General features: G+C 38.5%; 25 protein-coding genes. 11 read left to right on the plus strand and 14 right to left on the minus strand.

Going from position 1 to position 24930, the window contains the following annotated elements:
• The first annotated feature begins 34 nt into the window (after positions 1-34).
• On the plus strand, positions 35-733 hold the full coding sequence (locus ABXZ32_RS01885; RefSeq protein ID WP_354616989.1) for a hypothetical protein: 699 nt from the start codon (positions 35-37) through the stop codon (positions 731-733).
• 45 nt (positions 734-778) lie between these two features.
• On the opposite strand, the gene ABXZ32_RS01890 is transcribed toward ABXZ32_RS01885, so the two are convergent.
• The 9 genes from ABXZ32_RS01890 to ABXZ32_RS01930 form a co-directional block, all read right to left on the minus strand.
• Positions 779-1942: a sigma-54-dependent transcriptional regulator gene (locus tag ABXZ32_RS01890; RefSeq protein WP_354616990.1), complete on the minus strand. Its 1164-nt coding sequence runs from the start codon at positions 1940-1942 to the stop codon at positions 779-781.
• A gap of 247 nt (positions 1943-2189) precedes the next feature.
• Complete coding sequence (locus tag ABXZ32_RS01895) at positions 2190-3032, minus strand: mechanosensitive ion channel family protein (protein WP_354616991.1); 843 nt, start codon at positions 3030-3032, stop codon at positions 2190-2192.
• 1 nt (position 3033) lies between these two features.
• Positions 3034-4368: an ABC transporter permease gene (locus tag ABXZ32_RS01900; protein ID WP_354616992.1), complete on the minus strand. Its 1335-nt coding sequence runs from the start codon at positions 4366-4368 to the stop codon at positions 3034-3036.
• Entirely contained in the window at positions 4361-5296 is a 936-nt protein-coding gene (locus ABXZ32_RS01905) for an ABC transporter ATP-binding protein (protein ID WP_354616993.1), read from the minus strand. Before ABXZ32_RS01905 ends, ABXZ32_RS01900 begins: the two co-directional genes overlap by 8 nt.
• 193 nt (positions 5297-5489) lie before the next feature.
• A complete protein-coding gene (dnaJ, locus tag ABXZ32_RS01910; RefSeq protein ID WP_354616994.1) occupies positions 5490-6617 on the minus strand; it encodes a molecular chaperone DnaJ in 1128 nt (375 codons plus the stop codon).
• Positions 6618-6626: 9 nt separating this feature from the next.
• Entirely contained in the window at positions 6627-7133 is a 507-nt protein-coding gene (locus ABXZ32_RS01915) for a nucleotide exchange factor GrpE (RefSeq protein WP_408016613.1), read from the minus strand.
• Positions 7134-7349: 216 nt separating this feature from the next.
• Positions 7350-8312: a TIGR01777 family oxidoreductase gene (locus tag ABXZ32_RS01920; RefSeq protein ID WP_354616996.1), complete on the minus strand. Its 963-nt coding sequence runs from the start codon at positions 8310-8312 to the stop codon at positions 7350-7352.
• Positions 8313-8425: 113 nt separating this feature from the next.
• Positions 8426-9109, minus strand: a complete 684-nt coding sequence (gene mnmD / locus ABXZ32_RS01925; protein WP_354616997.1) for a tRNA (5-methylaminomethyl-2-thiouridine)(34)-methyltransferase MnmD — start codon at positions 9107-9109, stop codon at positions 8426-8428.
• Between the two features lies 1 nt (position 9110).
• Positions 9111-9614: a DUF4920 domain-containing protein gene (locus ABXZ32_RS01930; RefSeq protein ID WP_354616998.1), complete on the minus strand. Its 504-nt coding sequence runs from the start codon at positions 9612-9614 to the stop codon at positions 9111-9113.
• Between the two features lie 106 nt (positions 9615-9720).
• Between ABXZ32_RS01930 and ABXZ32_RS01935 the strand changes: the two genes are divergently transcribed.
• A complete protein-coding gene (locus ABXZ32_RS01935) occupies positions 9721-10785 on the plus strand; it encodes a branched-chain amino acid aminotransferase (RefSeq protein WP_354616999.1) in 1065 nt (354 codons plus the stop codon).
• A gap of 43 nt (positions 10786-10828) precedes the next feature.
• Here ABXZ32_RS01935 and ABXZ32_RS01940 read toward each other — a convergent pair whose 3' ends face one another.
• Positions 10829-11218 (minus strand): nucleoside triphosphate pyrophosphohydrolase family protein, encoded by a 390-nt coding sequence (locus ABXZ32_RS01940; RefSeq protein WP_354617000.1) that lies wholly within the window; start codon positions 11216-11218, stop codon positions 10829-10831.
• A gap of 346 nt (positions 11219-11564) precedes the next feature.
• On the opposite strand from ABXZ32_RS01940, the gene ABXZ32_RS01945 reads away from it, so the two are divergent.
• The 5 genes from ABXZ32_RS01945 (at position 11565) to ABXZ32_RS01965 (ending at position 15207) form a co-directional block, all read left to right on the plus strand.
• Positions 11565-11744: a hypothetical protein gene (locus ABXZ32_RS01945; protein WP_354617001.1), complete on the plus strand. Its 180-nt coding sequence runs from the start codon at positions 11565-11567 to the stop codon at positions 11742-11744.
• 17 nt (positions 11745-11761) lie between these two features.
• A complete protein-coding gene (crcB, locus tag ABXZ32_RS01950; protein ID WP_354617002.1) occupies positions 11762-12133 on the plus strand; it encodes a fluoride efflux transporter CrcB in 372 nt (123 codons plus the stop codon).
• Positions 12134-12420: 287 nt separating this feature from the next.
• Positions 12421-12759 (plus strand): P-II family nitrogen regulator, encoded by a 339-nt coding sequence (locus tag ABXZ32_RS01955; protein ID WP_062055294.1) that lies wholly within the window; start codon positions 12421-12423, stop codon positions 12757-12759.
• A 30-nt stretch (positions 12760-12789) separates the two neighbouring features.
• Positions 12790-14034, plus strand: coding sequence for an ammonium transporter (locus ABXZ32_RS01960; RefSeq protein WP_354617003.1), 1245 nt, complete (start codon positions 12790-12792; stop codon positions 14032-14034).
• A 126-nt stretch (positions 14035-14160) separates the two neighbouring features.
• Positions 14161-15207 carry a porin gene (locus ABXZ32_RS01965; protein WP_354617004.1) on the plus strand — a complete coding sequence of 349 codons (1047 nt, stop codon included), beginning with the start codon at positions 14161-14163 and terminating at the stop codon, positions 15205-15207.
• Between the two features lie 63 nt (positions 15208-15270).
• Here ABXZ32_RS01965 and ABXZ32_RS01970 read toward each other — a convergent pair whose 3' ends face one another.
• The gene (locus tag ABXZ32_RS01970) at positions 15271-15918 is read right to left on the minus strand and encodes a DUF1684 domain-containing protein (RefSeq protein ID WP_354617005.1); all 648 of its coding nucleotides are present in this window, start codon (positions 15916-15918) and stop codon (positions 15271-15273) included.
• Between the two features lie 346 nt (positions 15919-16264).
• On the opposite strand from ABXZ32_RS01970, the gene ABXZ32_RS01975 reads away from it, so the two are divergent.
• Positions 16265-17005: a DJ-1/PfpI family protein gene (locus ABXZ32_RS01975; RefSeq protein ID WP_354617006.1), complete on the plus strand. Its 741-nt coding sequence runs from the start codon at positions 16265-16267 to the stop codon at positions 17003-17005.
• On the opposite strand, the gene ABXZ32_RS01980 is transcribed toward ABXZ32_RS01975, so the two are convergent.
• Positions 16992-18404 carry an alpha/beta hydrolase gene (locus ABXZ32_RS01980; RefSeq protein WP_354617007.1) on the minus strand — a complete coding sequence of 471 codons (1413 nt, stop codon included), beginning with the start codon at positions 18402-18404 and terminating at the stop codon, positions 16992-16994. The two genes, ABXZ32_RS01975 and ABXZ32_RS01980, sit on opposite strands and share 14 nt — an antisense overlap.
• Positions 18405-18534: 130 nt before the next feature.
• Positions 18535-18990, minus strand: a complete 456-nt coding sequence (locus ABXZ32_RS01985) for an Lrp/AsnC family transcriptional regulator (protein ID WP_354617008.1) — start codon at positions 18988-18990, stop codon at positions 18535-18537.
• Between the two features lie 120 nt (positions 18991-19110).
• Here ABXZ32_RS01985 and ABXZ32_RS01990 point away from each other — a divergent pair, with 120 nt between their 5' ends.
• Entirely contained in the window at positions 19111-19548 is a 438-nt protein-coding gene (locus ABXZ32_RS01990; protein WP_062055303.1) for a hypothetical protein, read from the plus strand.
• 62 nt (positions 19549-19610) lie between these two features.
• On the opposite strand, the gene ABXZ32_RS01995 is transcribed toward ABXZ32_RS01990, so the two are convergent.
• Complete coding sequence (locus tag ABXZ32_RS01995; RefSeq protein WP_354617009.1) at positions 19611-23045, minus strand: methylmalonyl-CoA mutase family protein; 3435 nt, start codon at positions 23043-23045, stop codon at positions 19611-19613.
• Between the two features lie 143 nt (positions 23046-23188).
• Between ABXZ32_RS01995 and purU the strand changes: the two genes are divergently transcribed.
• A complete protein-coding gene (gene purU, locus ABXZ32_RS02000) occupies positions 23189-24040 on the plus strand; it encodes a formyltetrahydrofolate deformylase (protein WP_354617010.1) in 852 nt (283 codons plus the stop codon).
• A gap of 85 nt (positions 24041-24125) precedes the next feature.
• Entirely contained in the window at positions 24126-24830 is a 705-nt protein-coding gene (locus ABXZ32_RS02005; protein WP_354617305.1) for a DUF4197 domain-containing protein, read from the plus strand.
• The last annotated feature ends 100 nt before the right edge of the window (positions 24831-24930 follow it).

Raw genomic sequence — 24930 nt, forward strand, 5'->3', positions numbered from 1 at the left:
TGCACCCAAATCATTACTTCTAAAAACCTACATTATGAAAACACAATACTTTTTGCTTTGTGCATTGGCTTTGTGCATTTTATCTTCCTTTAACATCAACAAGGCCTGTGATTATGCCAGTTCCAATATTGGTTATATAAAGAGCCAGACCGAAATGGCCATAAAAGCCGAGAATATCAACAAATCAAGATACTATGCCTATAAAGCATTGAGTGCAATAGATAAATCTAAAAAACAGTTTGAAAATTGTGATTGTGAATATGCAACGAAAAGTATAGATGAGACTTCTGCAAACTTAAAAAATGCCACGCGGGCCTCAACTATGGCCAGCACAAGAATTCTGTTGGGAAAGGCTATTCAGAATGCAATAGGAAGCTTGGATGCCCTAAGTGAACATGAACTTCATAAGAGTAAATATGCTAGTGATGTATTGGCCATGAATACCAAGGAAACTGAGCAAGAAAAGATTACCATGCGTCTACCTGATCAATCAATTCTGCATGAAAAGATAGACAAATCCCTACTGAGCTACGAAAATTCACTTACCAAGGTTGTTAATTCCCTTGACTGTGATGAAGCCTATGACTATGCTATAAATGTTTTTCAAAATTGTGAAAAGCAATTATTGAGAACTGATATGACAGAGGCTAAAATGTACTATAATCTAAAAACAAAATCCATAACGGAGAAAGCCTTAAAGAAATTAGAGGCCTGCAAAAATAATTCAAAGTAATCCATTTAAACATAAAGAGGTCCTTTTCAAAAGGACCTCTTTATATTATTTGCTTCCAAAAAGTTTGACATCTTCTTCAGTTACTTCTTTTCCTCCAAGGATGATCAGGCGTTCAACAACGTTTCTCAATTCCCTAATATTTCCGGTCCAGTCATAGTTCTGTAACATTTCAATGGCCTTGTCTGAAAATGTTTTTGTTGCCGTTCCGTGCTCCTCGGAAATTTTATCAGCAAAATAGGAGATCAGCAGAGGAATATCTTCCCTACGATCGTTCAAATCTGGCACTTGTATCAAGATTACTGCAAGTCTATGGTAAAGGTCCTCCCTAAAGTTACCATCTTTTATTTCCTTTTTTAGGTCCTTATTAGTGGCAGCAATCACGCGCACATCTACCTTAATATCCTTATCGGATCCAACCCTTGAAATCTTATTTTCTTGAAGGGCCCTCAGAACCTTGGCCTGTGCCGACAGGCTCATATCTCCAATTTCATCTAAAAAAATAGTGCCATTATTGGCAGCCTCAAATTTCCCGGCCCTATCTTTTACCGCGGATGTAAAAGCACCTTTAACATGTCCAAAAAGTTCACTTTCAATCAGTTCCGATGGAATGGCTGCACAATTCACTTCTATAAATGGTGCACTATTACGCTGGCTTTTTTCATGGATCCAGTGGGCCACCAATTCTTTCCCAGTTCCATTGGAACCGGTTATTAATACTCTGGCATCTGTAGGAGCAACCTTTTCGATCATATCCTTGATGGTTTCCAAGGCTTGGCTCTCGCCGATCATTTGGTAGTTCTTACTTACCTTTTTCTTTAAAATTTTATTCTCTATGACCAATTCCTTCTTGTCCAATGCGTTTCTCACAGTGGTCAGCAATCTATTTAAATCCGGTGGTTTAGAGATATAATCAAAGGCTCCCATTCTCATGGTATTGACGGCTGTATCCAAATCGCCATGTCCGGAGATCATTATAAAGGGAATTTCTGGTCGTATCTTTCTAGCTGCCTCTAACACCTCAACCCCATCCATTTTGGGCATTTTGATATCACAGAGGACCAAATCAAAATCTTCCTTTTTAATACTTTCAAGTCCTTTTAGACCATCTTCTGCCTCCTCGACAATATAGGAATCGTTTTCCTCGCTCAAAATTTTCACAAGGACCCTTCTAATGGCCGATTCATCTTCAATTACCAATATTTTTGACATCTATTCTAACTTATTAACTACTAACGATTATTGTACTCTTTTGGTATTTTTCAATTTTCAAGTTTACCGACACATCATTTTATTAACCAGTACTGCCATGGCATACACAGTTAAGAAATTACACTTTTGGCCGATAGCCCTTGACAATTATGTATTCCTACTTTTACATTGTAAACCATGTTTCATGCCAATCTGAGTTTTATTCAGATTGAGTCCACCATATTACAAATATCAACTCGCGTGATACCTACTGAAATATATGGACATCCCTTTGTGGGAATGGAATGCTGATATTATGTTCCCTGAATTTATCGTTGATCTTATACCTTATTTCACTTTTTAATCTCGGGTCACTAAAACTATCGTTAATAAAGAAATTGATGGAAAACAGCAGGGCAGAATCTCCAAAATCTTCAAAGAGAACAAATGATTTAGGGCTTTTTAATACCCCTTTTTGAGAAGCAGCTACTTCCTCCAATAGTTTTGTGACCAATCTAACATCACTCCCATAGGCAACTCCAACTTTTACGCTTTCCCTAGTAGTCCTGTGATTTTGGGTATAATTATAAATACTGTCGGTTAAAAAAATGTGGTTGGGAATAACAATAACCTTATCGTCCCGGGTTATGGCCCTAGTTGTTCTTAGCCTAATTTCGAACACCTTACCAATCTTATCTTCAACCTCAATTATATCCCCTACATGCAAGGATTGGTCAAGTATAATTAAAACACCTGATATGATATCCTGAAACAAATATTGGAGGGCAAAACCTAGACCTATAAAAAGGGCAGCTGAGGCGGTCAACATTACTGTCAGGTTAACACCAGAGGCATGCAATACCGTTAAAACAACAAAGATGTACAGGATGTACTTAAAAAATCCGAAGATACTAACGAATTTATTTTTATCCTCCTCGGGCAATTTGGAGGTTACTACCTTATAAACCACCTTCAATAGCAAGGTAACAATGATAATAACGATGATTACTGTTAAGATAGTCCCCACATTAATATCTATGGTATCACTAGGTAGAACCTTAAGTGATAAAAAATCTTTGAATTCCGACCAAACCTCTTTGAACTTAATCATTTTAATATTTTAACCATTTAAAGAGTTCCCTATAACTAGGTTTTTTCCCGTACATTAAAATACCAACACGGTAGATCTTTGCAGCCAACCAAACAATGCCTATAAAGGTAACGATCAATAAGGCGATTGAAGTGATCAATTGCCAAATAGGGACGCCTCCCTCTCCCAGTCCTCCAGGTAACCTCATAAGCATTACAATTGGCGAGGTAAGCGGAAATAATGAAAACGCAACAGCAATGGGGCCATGCGGATTATTGAATACAGAAAAGAAGCCCACATAAATTCCAAGCATAAGTGGCAATATGATCGGAAAGATAAATTGTTGGGTATCGGTCTCATTGTCTACAGCAGCACCAATTGCGGCATAAATGGAACTATAGATCAAATAACCAAGAATAAAATAGACCAAAAAAAAGGAAATTAGCATAGCCCAGGGGATCTGAAATAATTCATTGGCATACAACTGCATCGTTTCATTGGCACTACTTGGAGAAATACCGCCAACAGCCTCAGAGCCCATGCCGCTGCCATTGCTTAGGGCGGCAGGTTCAATACCAAAAATTAGTATGACCACAGAGAGCAGTAGAATAGCTGATACGATCCAAATGGCAAATTGTGTAATACCGGCAAGGGAAGTGCCAATAATTTTTCCCAGCATCAATTGAAAAGGCTTTACTGAAGAAATAATGACTTCGATAATCCTGCTTGTTTTTTCCTCTATGACACTTCGCATGACGAAGCCACCGTAGATGATGATGAACATCATGATAAGATACCCAAATCCACCGCCAATAATAGCCTTAAGCTCATTTATGCCCTTTAAATTTTGTTCCCCACTAAAAGTGGTGGCATTAATTTCGTAACGCTTGTCCATAGCTTCAAAAGCTGCCACCGAAACCCCTAAATCCTGTATTCTTCCAAGTCTCAAGCGATCCTGAAAAGTATCTTCCAATATTTCAAGTACAGATGTGCTTGGGGAATCCTTGCTATAAAATACAGCATCTTGAGCTGCCGTTTCCAGATCACTGTTCTTGGGAATATGCAAGAGGCCGTAAAATCCTAAACTAGCCGTAGAATCCTTGGCGGCCTGAAGGTTTATATCTTTAAAATTAACGTAAGAGAGATTATCCGTGGAAAGAAAATCATTGGAAAAATAATCGCTCTCGTTCAGGATCGTAATAACACGCTCCTCATTGTCGTTCACCTTGGTCAAATATGCAATGAGCACTACCATACCCACCATAAGAATGGGACTTAAAAAGGTCATGATCACAAAGGATTTATTCCTAACCTTTGCCAAATACTCCCGCTTAATAATGAGTAACAGCTTATTCATGGGTATTTTTACTTTGGATGGTTTGAATAAAAATTTCGTTTGCCGATGGAATGGTCTCAACAAAATGATTGATATTTGCTTTGGAGGACAGATGCGCCAGAAGATCGCCCGTATGGTTATTTGGCAATTGAATGGTGAAATCCAATTGATTTTCTTCCCTTAGAAAAATAGGTGCAGATATGGCAAATTTCTGCTGCAGTTCGTTCAGTAGACTTTCCCCATCCAGCACTTCCAGCCCAACCTTAAAAACATTGTTCTTGTAGGCCTTTTTAATTTCGGATAATTTCCCATCCAGAATTTTTTCCGACTTATGGATAAGTGCGATATATTCACAGAGCTCTTCTACAGATTCCATACGATGTGTAGAGAAAATTATAGAAGTCCCGTTTTCCTTCAATTGAAGTATCTCATCCTTTATAAGATTGGCATTTATAGGATCAAAACCACTAAATGGCTCATCAAAGATCAATAGTTTGGGCTGGTGTAGTACAGTTACAATGAACTGAATCTTCTGTGCCATTCCCTTGGAGAGTTCCTGTACCTTTTTTCCCCACCAATCACCTATTTCCAATCTGTCGAACCAATATTTCAATCGTTCCTTTGCCTCCGTTTTTGAAAGGCCTTTCAATTGCGCCAAATACAATGCCTGTTCCCCAACCTTCATACTTTTATAGAGCCCTCTTTCTTCCGGCAAATAACCGATCAGGGAAATGTGGTGGGGCTGTAGCGGTTTCCCGTCAAAATATACCTTCCCGCTATCAGGATAGGTAATTTGGTTAATGATTCTGATCAAAGTTGTTTTTCCAGCACCATTTGGTCCAAGGAGGCCGTAAATACTATTCTTTGGAATTTCAAGGGAAACATTTGTAAGTGCCGCGTGATCCCCAAATTGTTTGGAGACACTGTCAGCTACTAAAATAGAGTTCATGTACGCAATTTTTCCAAAGATAATTAAATGCTTTAAAAGGAGATTTGACTTTAAGATGTTTTATTAAAAACAAAACCCACCCTTATCAGAAATAAGGATGGGAAAAAAATTGCTATGAAAAAGAAAATTAATATTGGTTTCCCAATATTAAATCAAATATACGTTTTTTATTTAAAATCAAAACTATAATACCCTAAGAGAACATATCCTTCACTTTTTCAAAAAATGACTTATCGGATTTCTCTGGATTGGGAACAAAATTCTCATGGTTTTGCATGCGTTCAAAAAACTCCCTTTGTTCCTTATTCGCTTCTTTTGGGGTCCAAACATTTACATGGACCAAAAGATCTCCGGCACCATATCCGTTAAGACTAGTGATTCCTTTACCTCTTAGTCTTAAGATTTTGCCCGATTGAATGCCCGGTTCCAATTTGATCCTCACCTTTCCAGTTACCGAATCTATTTCTTTTGAAGTTCCCAGAACAGCCTCAGAGAAGCTTACATAAAGGTCGTAGTGAAGATTATCCCCTTCTCTTTTCAAGGTATCGTGCTCTTCCGTTTCAATGGCCACCAATAAATCTCCTGGTACTCCATTCCCTGGTGCATCGTTACCCTTGCCTGAAACTTTTAACTGCATGCCTTCCTCAACACCTCCTGGTATCTTAATGGACACGGTTTCTTCTTTTTGGATCAACCCGTGTGCATCAGCTTCATTGGGTTTTTTATCTATGCTCTGCCCGCTACCACCACAAACGTTACACGTTGCTGCAGTTTGCATCCTACCTAAAATGGTGTTGGTAATTTTTGTTACCTGACCCCTACCCCCACATGTGGAGCACGTAGTATAGGTAACGCCCTCTGCTTGGACTTTTCTTCTTACTTTGACCGTTTTTTCAACGCCATTGGCTACTTCTTCCAGGGTTAGCTTAACCCTAATCCTCAGGTTGCTCCCTTTGACCCTGCGTTGTTGGCCACCGCCACCAAAACCGCTAAAGCCACCAAAGCCACCGCCGCCGCCAAATGCACTGCCAAAGATATCTCCGAACTGACTGAATATGTCATCCATATTCATACCACCTCCACCGCCGAAACCGCCGTTTTCAAATGCAGCGTGTCCGTATTGGTCGTATCTAGCTTTTTTATTTGGATCACTGAGGACCTCATAGGCCTCAGCTGCTTTTTTGAACATTTCTTCGGCCTTGGTATCACCAGGATTTTTATCAGGGTGATATTCAATAGCTTTTTTGCGATACCCTTTTTTTATTTCGGCAGCACTCGCATTTTTACCAATTCCTAAAATGTCATAATAATCTTCCTTCATACTTTTTATTTAGTTCCCAACAACAACTTTTGGATGACGAATAATTTTATCCCCTAGGGTAAAACCTTTTTCAATAACATCAATTATTTTACCTTTCAATTTTTTGTCAGGTGCTGGTATCTGTGTTATGGCATCATGCAGTTCAGCATCGAAATTATCACCTTGTTTCGTTTCGATGACTTGCAGTCCCTTTCCCTTTAATACTTCATTAAATTTATTGTTGATAAGCTCAACTCCTTTATACATCTCCTTATCATCGGATTTCGCCAATTCCTTCATCGCACGATCAAAATCATCAATTACCGGCAATAAAGAAACGATAACTTCCTGACCTGCAGTTTTAAACAATTCCATTCGTTCTTTGGAAGTACGTCTCTTGTAATTTTCAAATTCCGCAAATAGACGTAAAAACTTATCTTTTTCTTTGGCCAAATCCTCCTGCAATTGTTCCTCTGCCGTCAATTCTTCCTGGGCTTCCAAATTTTCTTCACCTACCTTCCCATCATTATCCTGCATTGCATCATTAATTGGTGCATCGGAAACCATTTCATCCATTTCTTCTGCTTTATTTTTCTTACTCATATGTATGTCTTTAAAATCGTGGTAAATTCAGATGGCAAAAGTACTGCCAATTCTTTAAAAATGTCAAAATGTCATTAAATTTTATAAAAAAACATCCACTTTAGGCGGATGTTGTTTATGTTTTGACATTGATATAATTTCTTTGTCCGTTTAGCTCAAAAATTCGGTTTGGGAAACAGGAGCATCTTGCTTAACCTTGCTTGCATCAGAATAAACACCTTCCAGTGCCTTACATATATTGGGATAATGAAAATTAAACCCCTCTTCTTCCATTTTCTTACTGCTTACACGTTGGCTGGCAAAAAGGATATAGGACATTTCCCCCAGAATCAGCTTCATTGGAAATTCGGGGATATTTGGCAGAATCAAAGGTTTTTTCAATTGCTTCGCAATTTCCCTGATCAATTTATTGTTGCAAACAGGATTTGGGGCAACCCCATTATAAACACCTTGTAATTTGTTATTGGCAACAAATAGGAACATTCTGGACAAATCATTGATGTGTATCCATGACTGCCATTGGTCGCCTGTCCCAAATGCAGCACCGACATAATTATTAATTGGCTTAGCCATTTCCGGAAGAGCACCGCCCTTGTCTGAAAGCACCATGCCTATTCTAATTTTAGCAACACTAAAATTGAACTTTTTGAACGTATCGGCCTCCTTTTCCCAAGCTTGGACCACACTGCCCAAAAAACTATCGTCCACAGCCTCTTCTTCCTCAGAATAATAATTGGAAAGGGAGTCGGGATATATTCCTATGGCAGAAGCAGATATAAATGACTCAATTTTACTCGAATCAACGTTTTCCACACCACTTCTCAATGTTTTCAGACTATTTATTCTGCTGTTTAGAATCGCCTGTTTATTGCTTTCCGTCCATCTTTTAGAAATTGAGACTCCGGCCAGATTAATGATAGAGGTAACTCCTTCAAAGCATTCAAGGTCAATTTCACCTTTGGAAGGGTTCCAATAGAATCCTTTGTAATTGGGATTGGAAACAATTTTACTTTTACTTGTGGAGAGGTAATTAACGTCAAAATTTTTCTTGTGGCACAACTCAACAATCGCTGATCCTACTAAACCTGTCGCACCTGTTATTAATATTTTCATGTTAATTTTTAAGTAAAGATATGGGTTTTAAGCAGGGAGGTCAAACCCTTTAATTAAGGTTTAACAGTATTGGCCAACAATAACTTAAGGAAATTATAATTTTATGTTATTATTTAACTTTTAACTTCATCCAAATCAATTTTCACAGCTCGGAGCATCTCCCTCTTCCCTGGGGGACCGGGTAAACGTTCCACTTTAAAACCAACTGCCTGCATGGCCCTTCGCACACTTCCTTTTGCGGCATAGGTCACCAGCACTCCATTTTCACTGAGGGCATTGAACATCTTTTGAAAAAGCGTCTCTGTCCATAGTTCGGGCTGTACCCTTGCGCCAAAAGCATCAAAATAAATAAGGTCATACCCCTCCTTATCAGTAATATCCATAAAATCTTTTTGTTGCTTATGGAGGGTAAAATTTTTGGTCAATCCTATGGTTTCCTCCCAGGGAGCATCATGCATTTTTTCGAAACCACTGGCCAACTCTTGGGCGTTGAGTTCACTAATATAATCTAACTGTTTTACCTCTTCCTTGGTCACGGGATAAGCTTCTACCCCTGTATACGCTATTTCCAAATTGTACCTGCCGGCTTCTTTCCATGTAATTAGGGCATTCAGACCTGTGCCAAACCCAATTTCAAGTATTGAAATCTTCCTATTTTCAAAAAGCGATAGACCATGCTTAATAAACACATGGTATGCTTCTTGGACAGCACCATGCTTGGAGTGGTATTGTTCATCCCATTCCTCTATTTGTATGGTCTTTGAACCATCTGAAGTGGTAATAATTTTTCGTTTCATCCTATTGTTTTATCAGAACACCATCTGCCTCGAAACTATACGTTTTTTTCGGTTCGGTGATCAATGCCAATTCATCTTCCGATTTACCAGTATCTTTTGCAAAATGCCTTTGATCCTCAACGGATTGTTGCTCTACAAAAGCCTTCCCATTGACTACGACTTCTTTGCCTACAATATCCTTGGGCATAAAAAAACCATAGCCCTTAAACCGCACCATAGCTTCTTGGCCATCTTCCAGTTTCAACTTCATCCAACATCCTTTGGCCTGACAAACTTCGGTAACGGTAGCCGTAAATTTTGAAGTGAGGGTGTCGGATACCTCTAAATTCTTGTAGCGATTCCACATTTCCGATTCGGCAATAGCTCCAATGGACTGAATTTCATCGCCGTAGGTGTTGTAATTTACAGTTTCTACCGCTTTTTCAGATGCTAACGGGGTAGATTTCTTATCCTTACATGAGACAATCACTAGCATTAAAACAAGCAAAATGTTAAAACTTTTCATATCTGATAATTTTTTGTTCCATAATACAAATCTGGTCTTTTTTAAACGAAAAAAGAAGGGCAACTAGTGATAATTCATTAATTTTATTGCCACAAATTTAAATTGAATGGATACGAGTGTAAAGAATGTTATCGTTGAAAAAGCGAAAACATCAAAAATTGACCAAGTAGATTTCAATAATCTATCATTTGGAAGTATAGTTACAGATCACATGATGGTATGCGACTATAAAGATGGCGCATGGGAAACCCCCAAGGTTGTTCCTTATCAGCCCATTACATTGGATCCTTCTTCCAAAATATTTCACTACGGACAATCTGTATTTGAGGGAATGAAGGCCTACAAGGATACAGACAACAACGTTTGGTTGTTCCGCCCTTTGGAAAACCAGAAACGCCTTAATATTTCATCTAAAAGATTGGCCATTCCGGAAATCCCTGAAGCATATTTTATGGAAGGCTTAAAGGCCTTGTTAAAAGTAGACCAGCAGTGGATCCCACAAACTGAAGGGAGCTCTCTGTATATCAGACCATTTGTATTCGCAACGGGGAAAGGGTTTCATGCCTCTCCTGCCAATGAATATAAATTTATTATTGCTTGCGCACCTTCTGGACCATACTTTTCTGGAAAGGTAAAGGTATTGATAGAAGAAAAATACTCCAGGTCTGCAAACGGCGGGGTAGGTTTTGCCAAAGCTGGAGGTAACTATGCTGGACAATTCTACCCGACACAATTAGCTGTTGCGAAAGGATACAACCAAGTAATCTGGACCGATGACAATAGCCACGAATATATTGAGGAAGCAGGTGCTATGAACATCTTCATCAGGATCAATGACACCTTGATTACTAGCCCTACCAGCGATAGGATATTGGATGGTATAACCAGAAAGAGCTTGATTGAACTCGCAAAAGATGAAGGCATTAATGTTGAAGTTCGAAAAATCACCGTAAAGGAAGTTGTTGAGGCATCTAAAAACGGTACGTTGATGGAAATGTTTGGCGCTGGAACAGCTGCCGTAATTTCACCGATCTCAGCTTTTGGTTTTCAAGAAAAGGATTACGAGCTTCCCGAGCTGGATAAAAGTTATGCTGCATTATTGAAGAAACGCATCACTGACATACAGTACAACAGAGCCGAAGACAAATTTGGCTGGAGGTATAAACTATAGTAAAGCGGATTACATAAAAAAGCACCTTTTCAGGTGCTTTTTTTTATTTCTTATCCAAAATTTCTTTGATGTTTGGCTTAAAATAATTGGGACCTTTCAAAACCTTCCCATCTTCCCGGTAGATAGGTTTACCATTTTCATCCAATTTACTCATATTGCTGCGTTGTATCTCTTCGAACACTTCCTCTATTTTATACTGCATGCCGTGTTCCAATATAGTGCCGCACAAGATATACAACATATCCCCTAGAGCATCCGCTACTTCCACCAAATCATTATTGTTGGCAGCCTCCAGATATTCCTTATTCTCCTCATCCATCAAATTATATCGAAGCAAATTTTTCCTTGCTCCCAAATCTGCCATGGTGGTATTGGACACCCCCAGACCAAATGAACTGTGGAATAGCTCTACTGCGCGAAGTTTACGTTTCATTTTTGTTGTATTTTAAGTTAGCTTTGCGTAAAAATAAAAAATATGTTCAGTAACGGACAATTAATTTTTGCCGGCTTTTTTGTGATTGTTTTTATTGGAGTTATGATATTTTCATATAAAAAAGACAAGCAACTGCACCTTAAAAACTACAAAGGGGTCAAGTGGATTGGCATAACCTTCATAACCTTCATAATTATTCTTTTTATTATTAAGTATTTGCTTAAAAATTAACAGTTTAACTGATTTAACCACAAAAACTCCCACCTTCACAACATAAAATCCAATTGCAACGTATAATATAAGAAAAGGCGTATTTTTGCGTTATACTGCTAAACAATTCGGACAAATGGTAACATTTTTTAACATTCTCATCACCTTGGTTGCAATAAATGCCATTCTTTTGATCTTTAGCGTAAACCGCACCAGCAAGAAGAATACAGTTACTGCAGATAAAAACTTACAAGGTTCGGCCACTAAGGTCTATCCAATTGATTTAAGTTCTTCCAATTACAAAAAAGCCATTTAGTTTTATACTTTTAGAGTATGAAACAAATGATTCTTGTTTTTTTGGGTGGAGGATTAGGCAGCATGTTGCGCTTTCTGATCTCCAAAACCTACAACCAACAATATATCAACTTCTATTTAGGCACTTTTTTAGCCAACAGCATTGGATGTCTCATTATAGGTATCTTACTGGGCCTTTCTGCCAAACATAATTATCTTTCACAAAACCAAACCTTATTATTAGCTACCGGATTTTGTGGTGGCTTCACTACCTTTTCTTCTTTTGCATTTGAAAACTATTCATTTCTCAAGGCTGGTGAACTTTTCAACTTTTCCCTTTACACCCTTTCAAGTATTATTATTGGCGTTATAGCCGTGGCTATAGGCCTCTGGATCTCCAAATTGATCTAACTACAAGACTACATATACCATTATAAGGATAAGCGAAATATATCATTTTGCCTTATTCTTTAAACAATTCGCATTTTCTTATCGAAAAAGGCACACTTATGTCAACTATTTTCGATTAGCACTGATAAAAAGCGATTGAACATCAAAATTATCAACTTTAAAAACAGATACCCATAATTTTATGGGGGTTAATTTATTATATACATAAAAATATTGCATCTATCCCCTATAATTAGGGGGTGTTAATTTTTTTAACATACATTTGATCCATAATTAATAAATCAATTATGAAAAAAGTAGAGGCAATTATTAGAAAGTCAAAATTTGACGAAGTTAAAAAGGCACTTCATCAAATTGAGGTGAACTTCTTCAGCTACTGGGATGTAACTGGAGTTGGAAATGAAAAGCAGGGTCATGTTTATCGCGGAATTTCCTACAGTACATCAGATATCCAAAGAAGATACCTGGTTATTGTGGTTTCCGATGATTTCTTGGACAGAACCGTTAGCACCATTTTAGAGACAGCCAGTACCGGAAATGTAGGCGATGGAAAAATATTTATTTCCGATGTCATCGATGCTTATCGCATTAGGACAAAAGAAAATGGACATTCAGGTATCAACTAACTCAAGTAAAACTTATTAAACATTACAAAAATGGAAGCAGGATTATTTACAGCCAATAATGTTTGGATGATGATTTGTACAGGACTTGTATTCTTCATGCACCTTGGATTCTCCCTTTTGGAGATTGGACTCACCAGACAAAAAAACACGATCAACATATTATTTAAGAATGTATTTATTATATGTGTAGGACTCCTATTATACTATATAGGTGGATTTAACCTTATGTACCCGGGTGATTTTAACGGGTATGTTGGATTTGCAGGATTCGGATTGGATCCAGGAGAAGCGGGAATGACCGTTGAATATGCCAGCGGAGGATATACATATTGGACAGATTTTCTATTTCAGGCCATGTTTGCCGCTACAGCAGCGACCATTGTTTCTGGAGCAGTAGCTGAACGAATCAAAATAGGTCCGTTTATGATTTTCACCCTTATATATGTCGGCCTAGTCTATCCAATTGTTGGGTCATGGCAATGGGGAGGTGGATTCCTATCTACCCTTGGAGGTGATGATGCAGGATTTCATGATTTCGCAGGATCTACTTTGGTACATTCTGTAGGTGGATGGGCAGCTATTATCGCTGTGTACCTTTTAGGGCCACGTATCGGTAAATTTGGAGAAGACGGAAAACCAAACGCTATTCCAGGACATAACATTCCTTTCGCAGCAGCGGGAGTATTGATTCTTTGGTTAGGATGGTTCGGATTTAACGGTGGTTCAGTACTTTCAGCCGATCCAGCAGGTACTTCACTGGTATTGGTTACCACAAGTTTAGCAGCCGCAGCAGGTGGCGTAGGAGCATTTATCTTTTCTACCATTCTTTACAAAAATTATGACCTTACCATGTTCTTAAATGGTATTCTAGGTGGATTGGTCGGAATTACTGCTGGTGCAGACTTAATGTCGCCATTGGAATCTATCATAATAGGTGGAATAGCAGGTGTAATTATTGTATTTGGAGTAGCGCTTATTGATAAAATTAAATTGGACGATCCAGTAGGAGCTATTGCAGTTCACTTGATCTGTGGTATCTGGGGCACCTTGGCCGTAGGTATTTTTGGAGCAAAGGCCGGTGGAGATCAATTCCTTTATCAATTAGCCGGAGTTGGCGCAGCAGCGGTATTTTGTTCAATATCAGCCTTCATCATCCTTTACACACTTAAGAAAACGATAGGGATACGGGTTTCCAAGGAAGAAGAAATCGAAGGATTGGATCTTCACGAACACGGAATGGATGCCTATCCAGATTTTAGATTGAACCAACATTAATCAGTATACAACAAATAAAAACGGAGCGTTTTGCAGAACGCTCCGTTACATAACCTTTTCACAATTAAACATCACGAACAATAATTCAACATTCCTTATAAATAAGGGCAATTAAACCATTGAAATATGAAAACGATTATCCATACAAATTACGTGAAAAAAATAGTTTTTTTAGCTATAGCTTTATTAACAACTGGACTTTTTGCCCAGGAAGAAGAAGCAGAAACAACACCAAAATTTTCATTGAGCGGATCTGTAGATGCCTACTACCGCGCTAACCTTAATGCCCCTAATGATGAGGATGCAATTGCACCGGGATCGTCATTCGCAAACCTACCGGGATTTGCCTTGGGTATGGCAAATGTAATTGCCAGTTATGAAGGGGAAGATGTTGGTTTTGTTGCCGATCTTGTCTTTGGACCTCGTGGTACCGATGCTATTTTTGCATCCCCAATGTATTCTGCCACAGGAAACATAGTTAACCAATTATATGTCTACTGGAATGTTAGTGACAATGTAAAATTGACCTTCGGTAACTTCAATACCTTTTTAGGGTACGAGGTTATTTCACCGGTAGCCAACTTTAACTACAGTACATCTTACCTATTCTCTTATGGTCCTTTCTCCCATACAGGTTTAAAGGCCGATTTTGATCTTGGTAACGAATGGTCTGCCATGGTTGCAGTATTGAACCCAACGGATCTAACTGAATTCAATCCGACCGGAAACTACGCTTTTGGGGCACAATTGGGCTATAGCGGTCAATATTTAAACTTTATTACCGATGACGGAGCGTATGAAATCGACTTCACAGGAGGTTTTGATGTATCCGATGAGTTTTTCTTGGGAATAAATGCAGCATATTTTGACAATGACGGAGTAGGTTTTGCCGGCGCAGCTTTATATCCACAGTACGCCACTTCCGATACATTCACCATTGGATTAAGAGGTGAATATTTCACTGAAACTGGCGACTTTGGAGCCATTGGAACAGGAGTTGAAGATTCCAGTGTATTCGCGGTTACCTTAACTGGAAGTGCTACTATCGGAAATTTAATAATTAAACCAGAATTGAGACTGGACAGTGCATCTGATGATGCTTTTATTGACAACGACCTTGCCCCAACAAAGAGTCTTTCCTCCTTTGTTTTGGCAGCCGTTTATTCTTTCTAAATTATAAGTAGCTAAGTTTATATTTTTCAAAAAAGTCCTAGCAGTAATTGCTAGGGCTTTTTTTTATTTATCACCGGGCGCAAATGCCTTTACCCCTGCCATAACCTTCAAAGACATGGAATTAACTGTAGGGACAATTGGACAGGAATATTTCTTATTGTAGACGCAATAAGGATTATAGGCCCTATTAAAATCTATGATCAAGCTATCTCCCTCAGGAATACTTAAGTCGATATAACGTCCCCCAGTATAGGTTTCTTCTCCGTTGGTCTCATCCAAAAAAGGAAGAAACAAATAGTCCTTATATTTCTCCTCCAACATCAGTTCCTGGTTCTGATAGACTTCCAATTGATACTGTTCGCCCTTTAATGAAAAATATGCCACTCCATAAGTAACTTCCTTAGATTTCCTATCCGTTGTTGTGGGCATCATAAAAGGTACTGCTTCAGGGGTCCGTACAAATTTTGCCACCACCCTGAAGGTTGTATCGGGTTGAAAAAAAGACAGTCCTTCAAAATCCATGCGATACCGGTCGGGCAAAGGGGAAGACTCAGGGTCTTTGAATTCTTGATTCATTTTTTTCTGAAATTCCAGAATTTCCATAAGGGCAGAAGACCCATTGACTGGGATATCAACCTTGGTTTCAGCATGATATTTCTTTTCTTTACATCCTAGGGCAAGCAAAAGCAGTATCAAATATAAATATCTCATTTCTATAGTTTCAAGTCGTTCGAATTGTAAAAATACAACATACCATATTTTTATCGAGGGTTGTTGTCCAATAGAATTAAATGGATTGTAAATCGCAATAATAGTATTCTGTCAAAATATTAAAGCTATTCAACCCTTTAAGTTTTTTAAAGAACAGCTATTTTAAAGAATTAGGGTTGATTGTCATTTAACTTGACTGTTTATTTATGCTGATTATACGATCATTTAGAATTTCACTTGAGCTACATGGATATATTTAAGGTCCGTTACAGCACAATTGTGAGCCGTGATAGCGACATTTTATTAATTTTACTTTTGAAAAAATACACCAACAAATACCAAAAAAATGGGTAGAACCTTTATAATTTTCACGGTTTTTATAAGCATCCTATTTGCTGGATGTGGTCAAAAAGAAGCAACAAAAAATATTCCTGAGGCTAAAAAACATGTGCCCAATATTGCACCCAACAGGTATAATGTGGCCTTTTTAATCATGGATGGCACCTTTAACACAGAGTTCACCGCTCCTTATGATATTTTTCAACACACCCAGTTTAGGGAAGGCATCAAAGCGATGAATGTATTTACGGTTGCCAATACCCTAAAACCAATTACCACTTTTGAAGGCCTGCGCATTTTGCCCGATTACGATTATACCACTGACGTTTTGCCACAAATTGACATATTGGTAGTTCCCAGTGCAGAACACCATTTGGACAGCGATCTACAGGATACTACCATGATCAATTTTATAAAAATGGTTGACCAAAAGGCCCAATTCATGACTTCCCATTGCGATGGTGCTTTTGTTTTGGCCAAAGCAGGGATATTGGACAATGTCACCTCCACCACTTTTCCGAGCGATATTGAAACTTACCGAAATAAATTCCCAAACCTAAAGGTACAGGATAGCGTTCTGTTTGTTCACGACGGAAAATATATCACCTCAGCAGGAGGAGCTAAAAGTTTTGAAGCTGCGCTCTATTTATGTGAACTATTATACGGCAAGGACATTGCACAATCCTTGGCCAAAGGACTTGTTATTGATTGGGATCTCGATAAATTACCACACCTTATTGTTCCTTAATCCCATAACGGGCATCATCGAGATATTTGGTTACCAGTTCATTAAATTCTGGCGTTATTCTTAGCAAGGCAGTATGCTCCAAATTATATAAGGTTTCTTTATCCGTAAATCCATTTTTAAGCAATTCCTCCATATAAAAAAGGGCGGTTCCATAATCCTCTATCTTAGAGCTTAGGGAGATTATTTCCAAATATGAGTCATATCCCTTTGGGTCGGTAATAGTTTTTAACATGAAGACGAAAAGCAAAGCATCCTCATCTACCACCTTTTCTTTTTTCAACATATTTTCGGTATCGTCAACCAAGGCATTCACATAACCATATAGTCGTTTTCCCATTTGGCGTTCTGCTACATTTTGGCTCTTTTCATATTTCTTAAGATCCTCCATCTGAAAGTTCCACCACCCCAAATTATTGAAATTATAGGTAAGTACGTCTTCTTCCAGATAATAGGCATAATCTTCTTTGATCAACGATTCCTTAAAAAATACATTGTTCTCGTTTCGTCTTTGGGTTCTAAATAGCTTGTCCTTTTTCAGGGTCTTCAATTTTTCCTTTAGCTCATCCACTTTTAAGTGAACCCGATAAACCGATTGTGTTTCCTGGATCAATTTTTCGGCTTCCAATAATTTTTTAGAGGCTATCAAACTATCAATTTCAGCGAGGTTAGCCTCATAACTCTGATTCAAAAATGTTTCGTTCAGGGGAATACTACCTTTTGCCATAGATGACAATGTGAATATTTGCATGGCCTTTTGTAACTGATGTTGCTCTTGCATTTTATTTCCATTATTCATCAAAAGCAGCTGATTTGGAAATTTTAAACCATTCAGCACTAACTCATCGGCCAACATAATAGGATAATTGTAATCCTCTTTGCTTACTATCCCGATATAATGAAACATGTTTTTTGTACTTAAAACCTCTACGTTGCCCAGAGATCCGCCAAAAGACACCACCCCATCAATATTTGGAACAAACACAGGTACAATACTGGCAAGTCTCCCGCCATTGGCAATGCCCCCGGTATAGATTCTTTTAGGGTGTATTGAAAACAGCTGGAATGTTTTATTGAACATCCTGTTCGATATCAAAATGTTTTGGGAAATTGGGAGTGAATCATGAATACTATTTGAAGCAGCTAAAATATATCCTTCCTTCTCTGCAGCATCTTGAAAGAACCGCACCAATTGCCTTCCCCTACCCAACTCATCAAAAAGAAAGATCACCGGCCAATTTTTTGATATTTCAAAGTTCTTAGGGAGATATAATGCGAAAGATTCCTGGATAGAATCATTGATGATTACCGAATCTGTGACTACCCCTTTTTTAAATGTCAATTCCTGAGCAGTTAAAAGTATGGTACTACCAAAAAACAAAAGGAAAATTATTTTTTTCATAAAACAGAATGCATCAAAAATCTAGCCAAATTAATCATTACATAAAGTTAATCAATTCCATATTGCCTATAGAATATAATAGGTAATTTTAATGGGGTCTAAACCAATATATAACTATAGTTTAGGCTAACTAATTGATTTTTCTCTTTTTTATAGGGGCATCAGAAACTACATCGGAAAGGATAATATGGGTCCTCGTCTCACCGTACTGGATCAATTTATCTATAAAATGTTCCAAATGAAATTGATCCTTTAACACCACCTCCATAATTATATTTTCATTTCCCGTTATCCTATAGCAGTTCAGAACCTCCTCAAAGGTGCCTACAGTATCCAGAAAAGGTTTCAATTTGCCCATAAAAGCACGGAGGGTGATTATGGCCCGGAGTTGATATCCCGTCTGCGTATGCGATACAACTGCCTTATAACCTTCCAATATGCCCATGTCCTCCATTTTCTTGACACGTTCCGCCACTGCAGGCGGGGTAAGCCCCACTTTACGACCAATATTGGCAAAGGATTCCCTCGCATTATCCTGAAGATATTTTAGGATTCCCCAATTTAAATCATCAATCTTTATATTCAAATCTTTTTGCTTTAAATAATTTATTTTCAATAGCTAAATTACAATATTGCTTTTAAATCCAAAGATATTATTACTGAATACTACGTAATTTTATAATATAATTATTGGTGAAACTAAAAAATGTCCTATAAAAATTTACGTACGGTGCCTGTATATCGAAAGGCTTTGGAACTCTGCACAATGAGCAGGGAGATAGCTGCGTATGTTTCATACAATAAAGATCTCTTGTTATTATATCAATCCAATAGCTTACGAGACATCATTGCCGATTCATTAATTACTGATTCTATACTTATTCCACAGAAAATTGCTCAGGCAGAATGCACGGAATCTTACGATGTACGCTTAAAGAGTGTAGCGCTAATTAATATAATGATACGGAACATCCTTTCCTATTGTAATGGACTGGAAAAAGACGGAGTAAAAGAAAAAGAATATATCAACTTACTGAGAAGGGAAATAAAACTTTTTAGAAGGCTATACAAAAAATGGAAGAAATCCCTTAAAGGGGATAATGGCGACGCCAATTGGGGTTTGAACGAATCCTTTGGATTTTAGATAACTTCCATTATAATTCCATCAAAAATAAAAGCCTCGATTTTCATCGAGGCTTTTTACTTTTACATATTTCTTCTATACTGCCCTCCGACTTCAAAGAGAGCGTTTGTAATTTGACCTAAAGAACATACTTTAGTGACATCCATCAATTTTTCAAAGATATTTTCATTATTCACAGCCCTATCCTGAAGTTCCGATAGCTCCTTTTCCACTATATCGGCGTTACGACTTTGAAGGTTTTGAAGCGTTGCAATCTGCGCTTGTTTTTCTTCCTCAGTAGCCCTGATAACCTCTGCAGGCAGTATGGTTGGAGACCCTTTGGAACTTAAAAAGGTATTTACCCCAATAATTGGAAATTCTCCTGTGTGCTTCAACGTCTCATAATAAAGGCTTTCTTCCTGAATCTTGGAGCGCTGGTACATAGTTTCCATAGCCCCCAATACTCCGCCTCTTTCTGTAATTCTGTCAAATTCCAACAATACAGCTTCCTCTACCAAATCTGTCAATTCTTCTATGATAAATGACCCCTGTAACGGATTCTCATTTTTTGCCAAGCCCAACTCCTTGTTAATGATCAATTGAATAGCCATAGCTCGCCTAACAGATTCCTCCGTAGGAGTTGTAATTGCCTCATCATACGCATTGGTATGCAAGGAATTACAGTTATCATATATAGCGTACAATGCCTGCAAAGTGGTACGTATATCGTTAAAATCTATTTCCTGGGCATGCAAGCTTCTACCTGAAGTCTGAATGTGGTATTTCAACATTTGGGCCCTTGGATCGGCACCGTATTTATGCTTTAACGCCTTGGCCCATATTTTACGGGCTACCCTACCGATTACTGCATATTCTGGATCTATTCCATTGGAAAAGAAGAACGATAGGTTGGGACCAAATTTATTGATATCCATTCCTCTGCTCAAGTAATACTCTACATAGGTAAACCCATTGGAAAGTGTAAATGCCAATTGTGTAATAGGGTTGGCACCGGCCTCGGCAATATGATATCCAGATATGGATACGGAATAAAAATTACGGATCTCGTTCTCAATAAAATATTCTTGAACATCTCCCATGAGTCGCAAGGCAAATTCAGTGGAAAATATACAGGTATTTTGTGCCTGGTCTTCCTTTAAAATATCGGCCTGAACAGTTCCCCTTACCTGGTTCATTGTGGTCTTTTTAATGGAGGCATACACTTCTTTTGGTAGAACTTGGTCACCCGTTACTCCTAAGAGCATCAGTCCTAACCCGTCATTCCCTTTAGGCAGTTCACCGTTGTACCTTGGCCTTTCCAAGCCCTTATCCTCGTAAATGGCATTGATTTTAGCCTCTACTTCCTTCTCTAGACCATTTTCCTTAATATACTTTTCACAATTCTGATCTATGGCGGCATTCATAAAAAACCCTAATAACATTGGTGCTGGACCGTTGATGGTCATACTCACCGATGTCATTATTCCACTAAGATCAAAACCAGAGTATAATTTTTTTGCGTCGTCCAAACAACATATGGACACGCCTGCATTTCCTATTTTACCATAGATATCCGGTCTATGATCCGGGTCATTACCATAAAGTGTCACGGAATCAAATGCCGTGGACAACCTTTTGGCAGGGGTGCCAAAACTCACATAATGAAAACGTCTATTGGTTCGCTCCGGACCCCCTTCGCCGGCAAACATTCTGGTCGGGTCCTCCCCTGTCCTTTTAAAGGGATAGAGTCCGGCTGTATACGGAAATTCCCCTGGTACATTTTCCTGTAAGGTCCACCTCAAAAGATCTCCCCATGCTTGATACTTGGGAAGAACTATTTTAGGGATGTCTACCTGCGATAAGGATTTTGAATGGGTTTCAATTTTAATTTCCTTATCCCTTACCTTAAATTTATAAATAGGATCTTTATACGTTTGCACTTTAGAATCCCAATTGATGATACTATCCCAATGGTAGGGGTCCAAGTCCATCTTTACCCTATCAAACTCCTTTAACAGCAACTCAATAAGCTGGCCGTTTTCAGGATCCTTGGTATCTAGCATTTCATCATCTATACCAATTTTTGTGAGACCAAGCGCTCCGTTAGAAAGGCCTTCCAACGTTTTATAGATCCCGTATAATTGTTGCGCTACCTTAGCTTGGGCATTCACCATTTCATCATAGGCACGATTGTTTTCTGCTATTTCAGAAAGGTACCTGGTTCTCGCGGGAGGGATTACGAAAATCTTTTCTGTGATCTCATGGGTAGCCATAAAAGTAGAATTTAGATCTGCACCTGCTTTTTCCACTAATTTTGCGGCTATGGCTCCATACAGCTTGTTCATGCCCGGATCATTGAACTGGGAAGCAATAGTTCCATATACAGGCAGATCCTCTTGTGGGATGTCCCAAAGATTATTATTGCGCATGTACTGTTTTTTAACATCCCTTAGGGCATCCAGCGATCCTCTTTTGTCAAATTTATTGATGGCAACAAGATCGGCGAAATCGAGCATGTCAATTTTCTCCAACTGTGTAGCCGCTCCAAATTCTGGGGTCATCACGTAAAGTGATACGTCACTGTGTTCTATAATTTCGGTATCGGACTGCCCTATTCCTGAAGTTTCCAAGATAATAAGGTCAAAACCTGCCGCTTTAAGCACCTGTACCGCCTCTTCTACATATTTGGACAAGGCCAAATTTGATTGTCTTGTTGCCAATGACCGCATGTAAACTCGATCGTCATTTATGGCATTCATTCGTATACGGTCTCCCAATAAAGCTCCGCCAGTTTTTCTTTTGGAAGGATCAACAGATATGATCCCTATGGTCTTTTCTGGGAAATCTATCAAAAACCTACGCACCAGTTCATCTACTAAGCTCGACTTTCCAGAACCACCGGTTCCAGTAATTCCCAAAACAGGAACTTCATTTTTTTTGTGATCTATCACTGAAAAATGAGACTTAAATTCCTCATTCCTGTTTTCTGCCAAGCTTATTAAGCGAGCCAAGGTATTCACATCCTTGTCCTCTAGGGCCTCTACCAATGTTTTTCCTTCTGGGATTGCCAAAGAAGGCACAGGAAAATCACTTTGCTCCACCAAATCATTGATCATGCCTTGAAGACCCATGGTCCGCCCATCATCGGGAGCATAGATTCTGGTAATCCCATAATCCATCAATTCCTTGATTTCTTCGGGAAGTATAACTCCTCCTCCGCCACCGAATATTTTAATATGAGTAGCTCCACGCTCTTGCAGCAGATCATACATATATTTAAAATACTCATTGTGACCCCCTTGGTACGAAGTCATGGCAATAGCATTCACATCTTCCTGGATTGCACAATCTACAACTTCGGTAACACTGCGATCATGTCCTAAATGGATAACCTCCACTCCTGTAGATTGAATTATTCTACGCATTATATTGATAGCGGCATCATGCCCATCAAACAGGGAGGCAGCAGTAACTATTCTTACTTTATTTTTTGGAGTGTAGGGTTTAATTTGTTCCATATGTAATTTAGAGACATTTTTAGAGGCGCAATTTACGAAAAGTGCAAAGTATATAAAGTATAAATCGGAATATTATAAAAATACCATTGACATTTAGTCCTCAATTCTGAATACCTTAATTTTACCCCTTAAAATCAGCCATTTTGAAAATCACCATCTTAATCAATTGTCCAGATCAGGCCGGCATTATTAGCTCTGTAACTGGATTTGTCCATGCAAAAGGCGGAAATATCATTTACATTGACCAACATGTGGACAAGCAGGCCGATGTTTTTTTTATGCGTTTGGAGAGTGAATTTGATGAGAGCACCATTTCTTTCGAAAATTTCAAGTCCCAATTTAATAAGGAAATTTCAGCACCTTTCAATATGGACTGCAAAATGCATCTCAGTGGTATTAAACCTAAAATGGCCTTATTTATATCTAAATACAACCATTGTTTGTACGATCTTTTGAGCAGGTTTAATTCTGGGGAATTGGATGTGGAAATTCCCTTTATCTTGAGCAATCACAAAGACCTTCAAAATATCTCCGAGCAGTTCCAAATCCCATTTTTTCATATTCCTGTGACAAAGGAGAACAAACTGGAAGCCGAAAACAAGCAATTGGCGCTCCTTAAGGAATATGAGATCGACTTTATTGTACTTGCCCGATACATGCAGATCATTGCACCAAGGACTATAGATCAATATCCCAATAAGATCATTAACATCCACCATTCTTTCCTCCCTGCCTTTGCAGGAGCGAAACCATATCATGCCGCCTTTGCCAGAGGAGTCAAAATAATTGGCGCTACCAGTCATTATGTAACCGAAGAATTAGATGCTGGCCCAATTATTGAACAGGATGTTGTTACCGTGACCCATGCGCATACTATTAAAGATTTTATTGCCAAGGGCCAGGATCTTGAAAAAATAGTATTGTCCAGGGCCGTTAAGCTGCACATTCAAAGGAAAACCATGGTATACAATAATAAGACCGTTATTTTCTCTTAATTTATTTACACAGTGGACAAAACAGTCCAAATGATTTTGCAGTGGTCTGATACTGCCCTTAATATTATAATTTAGAATAGATATGATGAAGAAGCTATTATTAAGTGTTATTGTTCTACAATTGGTTTCTTGTGCAGAACTACAACAAGTTGTTGACCAATTTCCACAGGGCACATACGGTATAGGCAACGAAGAAATTGCCATGGGTCTTAGGGAAGCCTTGGATAAGGGAATTGACAAACAAGTAACTAAACTCACCAAAGAAGATGGCTTTTATAAAAACGAATTGGTCAAGATACTACTCCCAGAAGAATTGCAAAAAGTGGATAGGACTTTAAGGGATTTCGGACTAGGCAATCTCGCCGATGAAGGCATTAAAGTACTGAACAGAGCTGCCGAAGATGCGGTAAGCGAAGCCACCCCTATATTTATAAATGCCGTCAAGGAAATTACCTTTGCCGATGCAAAAAACATTCTCTTAGGTAGTGATGATGCGGCCACGTTATATTTAAAAGGCACCACCCAAACAGCACTTTACGATAAATTTAATCCCATAATTAAAAATTCATTTCAACGTGTTGGTGCCGACCAAATTTGGAACAATTTAATTACCCGCTACAACAACCTGCCTCTAACCAATAATGTCAATCCTGATCTAACAGATTATGTTACGCAGGAGGCCTTATCCGGTGTCTATACAATGATTGCCCTTGAAGAAAAAGAAATACGCACCAATGTAAGTTCTAGGACAACGGCCATACTTCGAAAGGTTTTCGCCTTACAGGACTGATAATGAGATAATTTAATTCCATTTCCCGCAATAATTTAAAAAAAAATTCGTTACTTTAAAGTATAGCTAACATAACGTAATGGTAATACTTATGTCAGCT

The sequence above is a fragment of the Sediminicola luteus genome, from assembly GCF_040566555.1.
Lineage (GTDB): Bacteria > Bacteroidota > Bacteroidia > Flavobacteriales > Flavobacteriaceae > Sediminicola.